Source organism: Burkholderia sp. Ac-20392 (assembly GCF_017104585.1).
GTDB classification, from domain to species: domain Bacteria; phylum Pseudomonadota; class Gammaproteobacteria; order Burkholderiales; family Burkholderiaceae; genus Burkholderia; species Burkholderia lata.
The window spans coordinates 1-8,507 of record NZ_JAAGPB010000377.1; the positions used below are offsets into that span (position 1 = coordinate 1).

The window sequence follows — 8,507 nt, forward strand, 5'->3', positions numbered from 1 at the left end:
GCTGGCGCGATGCCTAGACGGTGAGCAATTCGCACACGATGACAGCCGCGTGCGCCTCGTCAGGATCCCGTTGTCAGTTCTCGGCGGCGCCGCATGTCTGCTGCGCGTCGGTGAGCTGCCAGGTGGTCAGCGCGAGCTGCAGGTCCGCCTTGTTGTACGCCATTTCCTCGCGGATCTCGCGCACGGCGACGATCGCAACGGGCACGGCCCAGAATACGATCACGATCAGCCAGCGGCGGAACCAGCGGTGTTGTCTCCATGCCATCCATGCCTCCGTTTGACGCGTGTGCGCGTCTGTCTCGAGGGCGGCCCGATGGCGCTTCTTGTACTTGGATGGGCCGCGTTGCAGCCATCATAGAAGAAAACGCGGCGAATTGCCGCACCATGTGGCGGCGCCGGCACGACGGGCCGGGAAAGCGGGGCGGGAGGCGCGGGAGAGGCGAGGGGCGGGGGGGCGTCGATGCGCGTGCAACGAAAACAAAAATGCCGCGCCCGCCGAAGCGGTGCGCGGCATTCGATACGGGAGCGCCGGGACTCAGGCTGCCGGCGCGTTGCTCAGGCAGCTCTTCATGAACGCCTTGCGGTCGTCGCCCTTCTTGCCGGTGGCCTGCGTGTTGCACGCCTTCATCTTTTCCTGCTGCGACATGGCCTTCGCGGGCTTTGTCGACAGGCAGTCCTTCATGAACGCCTTGCGTTCGTCGCCCGTCTTGCCGGCTGCCTGGGTGTTACAGGCTTTCATCTTGTCCTGCTGGCTGTTCGCCGCGAACGCGGGGGAAGCCAGCATGCCGCCGAGAAGCACTGCGGCTACGAGCGATTGGATTTTCATTTCGACACTCCCATGGGGTGAATTGCGTGTTATCGACGCCGTCACGAAGCACCGCGCGATGAGGATAGGGCCGCATCGCACAGCGCGTTCCGATTATGGCAAATCAATGTGAAAACACCAAAACGGCACTTTCTATAACGTTGCGGACACCACGGCCGTTGACGGCACGTGCGGCTGGACGATCGGGACAAACCATGATGTGTGGCGGCCGGCCTCGATCGCCGTGCCGGAACCTGCCGGATCCCGGCCGCAAGCCTTTACAATCGCGGCCATGAATACTCCGAATTCCGCATCTTCTTCGTCCGCGGCGGCCCTGCCGCGCATCGCCGTGCTCGCCACTGGCGGCACGATCGCCGGCGCCGCGCCCGACGCGGCCAGCACGGCCGGCTACCAGGCCGGCGCGCTCGGCGTCAATTTCCTGGTCGATGCGGTGCCGGCGCTCGCGTCCGTCGCGCGCATCGACGCGGAGCAGATCGCCAGCATCGACAGCAAGGACCTCGCGCTGCCGCTGTGGAATACGCTTGCCGCGCGGATCGACGCGCTGATGGCCGATCCGGCGATCGACGGCATCGTGATCACCCACGGCACCGACACGCTCGAGGAAACCGCGTATGCGCTGCACCTGGTCGTCAACGGCGACAAGCCGGTCGTGCTGACGGCCGCGATGCGCCCGGCGACCGCGCTGTCGTCCGACGGCCCGTTGAACCTGCTGAACGCGGTGACGGTGGCTGCGCATCCGTCCGCGCGCGGGCAGGGCGTGCTGGTCGCGTTCAACAACCGGATCCACGGCGCGCGCGACGTCGTGAAGACGAGCACCTACGCGGTCGATGCGTTCCAGTCGCCGGAGCTCGGCGCACTCGGCTGGGTGCAGGACGGCCGGGTCGAATTCGCACGCCGCGTCACGCGTGCGCGCGACACGCAACTGGCGATCGCCGCCGTGTGGCCGCCCGTCGAAGTCGTCGCGAGCTACGCGGGCGTAACGCGTACGGCCGTCGATGCGCTCGTCGCGGCCGGCGTGCGCGGTCTGGTCGTCGCGGGCACCGGCAACGGCTCGATCCATGCGACGCTGCAGGCGGCGCTGGCCGATGCGGTAAGCGCTGGCGTTGCGGTGGTTCGCGCATCGCGCGTCGGGTCGGGGCACGTGATGCGCAACGGCGCCGCGAGCGACGATGCGCTCGGCTTCGTGAGCGCGGGGTCGCTGAACCCGTTCAAGGCGCGCGTGCTGCTGATGCTCGCGCTCGCGAACGGCATCCACGGCCGCGACGCATTGCAACGCACGTTCGATACGCTTTGATCGGCTGACCGATGCGCGCGGCGCGGGCCGCACGCGTCACCATGAAAAAAGGCAGGCCCTCGGCCTGCCTTTTTTGCGTCCGTCAGTCCGGCAACAATGCTCAGGACTGCGGCGGAATCACGAGCTTCTGGCCCGGGTAGATCCGGTCCGGGCTCGACAGCATCGGCTTGTTCGCCTCGAAGATCACCGGGTACTTGTTCGCGTCGCCATAGACTTCCTTGGCGATGGCCGACAGCGTGTCGCCCGACTTCACATCGTGGTACTGCACTTCCGGATCGTCCGGCTGCAGATCGTCGTCGTTGACGCCAGCGACACCTTGCACGTTGCCGGCCGCGACCTTGACCTTGGCCTTCGTGTCGAGGTCGGCGACGCTGCCCGACAGCGTCACGGTGCGCGATGCGCCGTCGAACGCGACGGTCAGGTTCGACGTGTCGAGACCCTGCGTGTTGATGTAGTTCTTGATGGCATCAGCCGCGGTCTGGTTTGCGGCATTCGGATCTTCCGCTGCTTGCGCATCGGCATGACCCAGCAGTTTTTCACCCGCCTCTTTGATAAACGAAAGAAGACCCATCGTTGCACTCCTTAGGTGGTTGAAAAGAAAACGCGCCGTGAAGTGGCGAAAAAAACACCGCGCTGGGCGCGGTCACCGGGGGTGAGCGCAAGCGCGGCGGTTTTCTCGAAAGGCGTGGCGAAAGTGTAGGCGTTCATGACGACGATTGCATGAAAAATCGCACGCTTGAACGTAAAGAAATGTAATACGCGAAATCCGACAGGCGGACACCCGACGACGACGTCTGACCGACCAAGGCTTCCCCGGCGTCGCCGGGTGCCGCTGCGGACCCCACCACGCCGCTCTCAGCCCAGAGCGGCGTTTTTCGCCCCGTCCCGCATGCCGTCGGCAGTGCAGGGCGGGGCGCCCCACCGTGATGCGCGAATGTGTCGCGCATCGATGCGACCGGCCGTGCCGGTCACGTATGTCTGTCGCGCGCCTCCGCCATCGCAGCGGAAACGCGCATCGTTGCAGCTGCGTTACGCGGCCGGCGTCTGGCCGATCTCGAAGTTCGACATGATCTCGAGCGCACGCACGAGTGCCGAGTGGTCCCATGCCTTGCCGCCGTGCGATGCACACACGCTGAACAGCTGCTGCGCGCTGGCCGTGTGCGGCAGTGCGAGACCGAGCTTGCGTGCGCCGTCGAGCGCGAGGTTCAGGTCCTTCTGGTGCAGCTCGATGCGGAAGCCCGGATCGAACGTGCGCTTGGTCATCCGCGCGCCGTGCACTTCGAGGATGCGCGATGCGGCGAAGCCGCCCATCAGCGCCTGGCGCACGCGCTCCGGATCGGCGCCCGAACGTGCGGCGAACAGCAGCGCTTCGCCGACCGCTTCGATGTTCAGCGCGACGATGATCTGGTTCGCGACCTTGCAGGTCTGGCCCGCACCGTTGTCGCCGACGAGCGTGATGTTCTTGCCCATCTTCTCGAACAGCGGCTTGGCGCGCTCGAATGCCGCTTCCGGGCCGCCGACCATGATCGTCAGCGACGCTTCGCGTGCGCCGACTTCGCCGCCGGACACCGGCGCGTCGAGGTAGTCGCAGCCGAGTGCGTTGATCTGTTTCGCGAATTCCTGCGTGTCGAGCGGCGAGATCGAGCTCATGTCGATCACGAGCTTGCCGGCCGAGAGGCCCTTCGCGACGCCGTCGTCGGCGAACAGCACGTTACGCACGTCCGGCGTATCCGGCACCATCACGACGATGACGTCCGCGTTCTGTGCGACTTCGGTCGAGTTCGCGACGACCTTCGCGCTGGTGCGCAGGTCGTCCGGAATCGGGAACGCGCCGTTCACGACGAGCTGGTGGTCGCCCTTGAGCAGGTTGCGCGCCATGTGCGCGCCCATGATGCCGAGGCCGATGAAACCGATGGTTGCCATGTGAAAGTCTCCTATAGGGCTGAAACGGGAAGGGTGCGACTCAGGCGGCGCGACGCGCCGAGCCCGGTGCGCAGCCGGCGACGCTTTGCAGCCAGCCGAGGCCTTCCGTCGTGGTGGTGCGGGGCTTGTACTCGCAGCCGACGTAGCCGGCATAGCCGAGCCGGTCGAGCAGCGCGAACAGGAACGCGTAGTTGATCTCGCCCGTGCCCGGCTCGTTACGGCCCGGGTTGTCCGCGAGCTGGACGTGGCCGATCGATGCGAGGTTGCGTTCGATCGTCGCGGCCAGTTCGCCTTCCATGCGCTGCATGTGATAGATGTCGTACTGCAGGAACAGGTTGTCCGAGCCGACCGCGCGGATCACGTCGAGCCCTTCCGACGAGCGGTTCAGCGCGAAGCCCGGGATGTCGAAGCTGTTGCACGGCTCGACGAGCAGGCGGATGCCTTCGCGCTTGAGCGCATCGGCGGCAAAGCGCAGGTTGTCGACGATCGTGACGAACGTCTTGTCGCGCGCCGTACTCGCCGACGGGATGCCGACGAGGCAGTTCAGCTGCGGCACCTTCAACGCCTTCGCGTATTCGATCGCACGGCCGACCCCTTCCTGGAATTCGCCGACGCGATCGGGCAGGCACGCGATGCCGCGCTCGCCCTGGTCCCAGTTGCCGGCGGGCAGGTTGTGCAGCACGAGGCGCAGGCGATGCGTCTCGAGCCGCTCGGCGAGTTCCTCTTTCGCGTACGGATACGGGAACAGGAACTCGACGGCGTCGAAGCCCGCATCGGCGGCCGCCTTGAAGCGGTCGAGGAACGGCACTTCGTTGAACAGCATGGTCAGGTTTGCAGCAAACTTCGGCATGAGCTAAGCCTCTTCGGTCGGTCAGTCAAAAATGTCGTGCGGTTCAGTCGAGCATCGAGATCGCGGTCGGTGCGTGCTCGGCCTTTTCGGCGAGATCCTCGAATTCGTTGATCGCGTCGATTTCCGTGCCCATCGAGATGTTCGTCACGCGCTCGAGGATCACTTCCACGACCACCGGCACGCTGAACTCTTCCGCGAGCGTTTGCGCCTGACGCAGCGCCGGCTCGATCTCTTCCGGCTTGAACACGCGCAGCGCCTTGCAGCCGAGGCCTTCCGCGACGGCCACGTGGTCGACGCCATAGCCGTTCAGTTCCGGTGCGTTCACGTTGTCAAATGCGAGCTGCACGCAGTAGTCCATGTCGAACGCACGTTGCGCCTGGCGGATCAGCCCGAGGTACGAGTTGTTCACGACGACGTGCACGTACGGCAGCTTGAATTGCGCGCCGGCTGCCAGTTCCTCGATCATGAACTGGAAGTCGTAGTCGCCGGACAGCGCGACGATCGGGCGGCTCGGGTCCGCTGCACGCACACCGAGCGCGGCGGGGATCGTCCAGCCGAGCGGGCCGGCCTGGCCGCAGTTGATCCAGTTGCGCGCCTTGAACACGTGCAGGAACTGCGCGGCGGCGATCTGCGACAGGCCGATCGTGCTGACGTAGCACGTATCGCGGCCGAACACCTTGTTCATCTCTTCGTACACGCGCTGCGGCTTGACCGGCACGTTGTCGAAGTGCGTCTTGCGTTGCAGCGTGCGCTTGCGTTCCTGGCAGTCGGCGACCCAGGCGCTGCGGTCCTTCAGCTTGCCGGCGGCCTTCCATTCCTGTGCGACGGCGACGAACAGCTCGAGCGCGGCCTTTGCGTCGGACACGATGCCGAGATCCGGGCCGAACACGCGGCCGATCTGCGTCGGTTCGATGTCGACGTGCACGAACTTGCGGCCCTTCGTGTAGACCTCGACGCTGCCCGTGTGGCGGTTCGCCCAGCGGTTGCCGATGCCGAGCACGAAGTCGGACGCGAGCATCGTGGCGTTGCCGTAGCGGTGCGACGTCTGCAGGCCGACCATGCCGGCCATCAGCGGGTGGTCGTCCGGAATCGCGCCCCACGACATCAGCGTCGGGATCACCGGCACGCCGATCGTTTCGGCGAACTGGACGAGCAGGTCCTCGGCTGCTGCGTTGAGCACGCCGCCGCCCGACACGATCAGCGGCTTGTCCGCGTCGTTGAGCATCGCGAGCGCCTTCTCGATCTGCGCGCGGGTGGCCGCGGGCTTGTAGACCGGCAGCGGTTCATACGTGTCGATGTCGAATTCGATTTCCGCGAGCTGCACGTCGATCGGCAGGTCGACCAGCACCGGGCCCGGACGACCCGAGCGCATCAGGTGGAATGCCTGCTGGAACACGCGCGGCACGAGCGCCGGCTCACGCACGGTGACGGCCCACTTCGTGACCGGCTTCGCGATCGATTCGATGTCGACGGCCTGGAAGTCTTCCTTGTACAGGCGGGCGCGCGGTGCCTGGCCCGTGATCGCGAGGATCGGAATCGAGTCGGCCGATGCGGAGTAGAGGCCGGTGATCATGTCGGTGCCGGCGGGGCCCGACGTGCCGATGCACACGCCGATGTTGCCCGGGGCGGCACGCGTGAAGCCTTCGGCCATGTGCGACGCGCCTTCGACGTGGCGTGCCAGCACGTGGCTGATGCCACCCGACTTGCGCATGGCGGAGTAGAACGGGTTGATCGCTGCGCCCGGCACGCCGAACGCGGTCTGGATGCCTTCTTTCTCGAGCACGAGCACAGCTGCGTCGACGGCTCTCATCTTGGCCATGAATGTCTCCTTGAATGGGGTGGATCTTGCAAATGGGTCTGTTGGGGACACTTTAGGGACGCAGGAAAGGTTTGATAAGATCAGCCTGAGTCGCTTTTTTCGAAACTAAAAGTATGGAATGACGGTTGGGCGGGGCTTTCCGCCGGTGCCGGAACAGAGACGGAGACGGGAGATGGATCGCTTCAAGCAGATCGAGACGTTCGTGCGGGTGGCCGACGCCGGCAGCCTCGCGGCGGCGGCGCTCGAGGAGGGCGTGTCGCCGGTGGTGCTCGGGCGGCGCATCGACGCGCTCGAAAAGCGTCTCGGCGTGAAGTTGATGTACCGCTCGACGCGGCGGCTGGTGGTCAGCGAGGAGGGCGCGGCGTTCCTCGAGCGCTGCCGCGGCCTGCTGTCCGAATGGGATCAGGCCGAGAACGAGCTGGCCGCCGGGCGGCGCGCGGTCAGCGGGCACCTGATCGTGTCCGCGCCGGCCGCGTTCGGGCGCAAGCACGTCGCGCCGCACGCCCCCGGCTTTCTGGTCGACAAACCCGAGATGCAGCTGTCGTTCAATCTGACCGACCGCGTCGTCGATCTCGTGCGCGAAGGCTACGACCTGTCGATCCGGATCGGCGGGGCCGTCGATCCGAACTTCGTCGCGGTGAAGCTCGCGTCGAACCGGCGCGTGGTGTGCGGCACGCCCGAGTATTTCCGCCGGCACGGCCGGCCGAAGTCGCTCGACGATCTGCTCAAGCACAACTGCCTGGCGTTCAACCTGCAGGGCGGCCAGAACCGCGGCTGGTATTTCCAGCGCCACGGCAAGATCGCGACGATGCGCGTGGCCGGCAATCTCGACTGCAATGACGGCGAGTTGCTGCACCGCTGGGTGGCCGAGGGCCTCGGGCTCGGCTGGCGCTCGACGTGGGAAATCGCCGCGCAGCTCGAGACGGGGGAGCTCGAGACCGTGCTCGACGAGTATGCCTTGCCCGACTACGACATCCTCGCGGTCTACCCGCAGCAGCGCTACGTGCCGGCGCGCGTGCGCTACTTCATCGACTACCTGCGCGCCGCTTACGCGGGCCCGGGTTACTGGAGCACTACGCCGTAACCGGCGCGGACGGCCCGGCCACAGGGCTGTTCGACGATTTATTTACGTTTCGGGCGCGCGGCGCGGGAATAAACTCGACGCAACGACGGTAAGGTCATCGAGCGCGCACGTTGCCGGTCTGTCCGGGCACCGTGCCCGGAACGGGCGCGGCTTCGGCCGCCGGGATCAGGGAGGCCATGTGGGGCAAGCCGGACAGGCGGTCGATGAGCGGTCGGTGGACGACGCGGTTGCGCGCGGCGAGCGGTTTCGCGTGCTCGTGCTGCCGCATCTCGACGCCGCGTACAACCTCGCGCGCTGGCTGAGCGGCAGCGCCGGCGATGCGGACGACGTCGTCCAGGACGCGTGCATGCGCGCGCTGCGCTTCGTCGATTCGTGCCGCGGCGACAACGCGCGGCCATGGCTGCTGACGATCGTGCGCCACACCTGGTACACGGAATGGCGGCGCCGTACGCATGCGCACGAGGTTGCGCTGCCCGACACGCTCGACGACACCGACGTGCCCGACGACTGGCAACCGGCGACCGATGATCCGCTCGCGCACCTGCTGCGGGGCGAGAACGTGCGGCTCGTGAATGAAGCGCTCGCGAAGCTGCCGCCCGAATACCGCGAGGTGCTCGTGCTGCGCGAGATGGAGGACCTGAGTTACCGCGAGATTGCGGCGATCGCGGACGTGCCGGTCGGCACGGTGATGTCGCGGCTCGCACGCGGCCG

Annotated in this window: 9 protein-coding genes and 1 pseudogene; 3 read left to right on the forward strand and 7 right to left on the reverse strand. The window is 66.4% G+C overall.

What is annotated here, in order from left to right; all coding sequences use genetic code 11:
• Positions 1-16: 16 nt before the first annotated feature.
• Both G3N99_RS29305 and G3N99_RS29310 read right to left on the reverse strand, forming a co-directional pair.
• A pseudogene (locus G3N99_RS29305) lies at positions 17-265 on the reverse strand (hypothetical protein); the annotation flags it as partial.
• Positions 266-535: 270 nt separating this feature from the next.
• Positions 536-826 (reverse strand): PsiF family protein, encoded by a 291-nt coding sequence (locus G3N99_RS29310; protein ID WP_174941161.1) that lies wholly within the window; start codon positions 824-826, stop codon positions 536-538.
• A 271-nt stretch (positions 827-1,097) separates the two neighbouring features.
• Here G3N99_RS29310 and G3N99_RS29315 point away from each other — a divergent pair, with 271 nt between their 5' ends.
• Positions 1,098-2,120 (forward strand): asparaginase, encoded by a 1,023-nt coding sequence (locus G3N99_RS29315; protein ID WP_174941575.1) that lies wholly within the window; start codon positions 1,098-1,100, stop codon positions 2,118-2,120.
• A 100-nt stretch (positions 2,121-2,220) separates the two neighbouring features.
• Here the strand turns inward: G3N99_RS29315 and lysM are convergent, their stop codons facing one another.
• The 5 genes from lysM to gcl form a co-directional block, all read right to left on the reverse strand.
• Complete coding sequence (gene lysM, locus G3N99_RS29320; RefSeq protein WP_011352321.1) at positions 2,221-2,691, reverse strand: peptidoglycan-binding protein LysM; 471 nt, start codon at positions 2,689-2,691, stop codon at positions 2,221-2,223.
• Between the two features lie 11 nt (positions 2,692-2,702).
• Entirely contained in the window at positions 2,703-2,828 is a 126-nt protein-coding gene (locus tag G3N99_RS42425) for a hypothetical protein (protein ID WP_277396469.1), read from the reverse strand.
• A gap of 321 nt (positions 2,829-3,149) precedes the next feature.
• Positions 3,150-4,196, reverse strand: a complete 1,047-nt coding sequence (locus tag G3N99_RS29330) for a 2-hydroxy-3-oxopropionate reductase (protein ID WP_277396470.1) — start codon at positions 4,194-4,196, stop codon at positions 3,150-3,152.
• Positions 4,084-4,893, reverse strand: a complete 810-nt coding sequence (hyi, locus tag G3N99_RS29335; protein WP_011657073.1) for a hydroxypyruvate isomerase — start codon at positions 4,891-4,893, stop codon at positions 4,084-4,086. Before hyi ends, G3N99_RS29330 begins: the two co-directional genes overlap by 113 nt.
• Positions 4,894-4,936: 43 nt before the next feature.
• A complete protein-coding gene (gene gcl / locus G3N99_RS29340; RefSeq protein ID WP_174941155.1) occupies positions 4,937-6,712 on the reverse strand; it encodes a glyoxylate carboligase in 1,776 nt (591 codons plus the stop codon).
• Between the two features lie 172 nt (positions 6,713-6,884).
• Here gcl and G3N99_RS29345 point away from each other — a divergent pair, with 172 nt between their 5' ends.
• Both G3N99_RS29345 and G3N99_RS29350 read left to right on the forward strand, forming a co-directional pair.
• Entirely contained in the window at positions 6,885-7,796 is a 912-nt protein-coding gene (locus G3N99_RS29345; RefSeq protein ID WP_174941153.1) for a LysR family transcriptional regulator, read from the forward strand.
• A gap of 178 nt (positions 7,797-7,974) precedes the next feature.
• Positions 7,975-8,507, forward strand: a 533-nt coding sequence (locus tag G3N99_RS29350) for an RNA polymerase sigma factor (RefSeq protein ID WP_206124127.1), incomplete at its 3' end; no start/stop codon positions are given.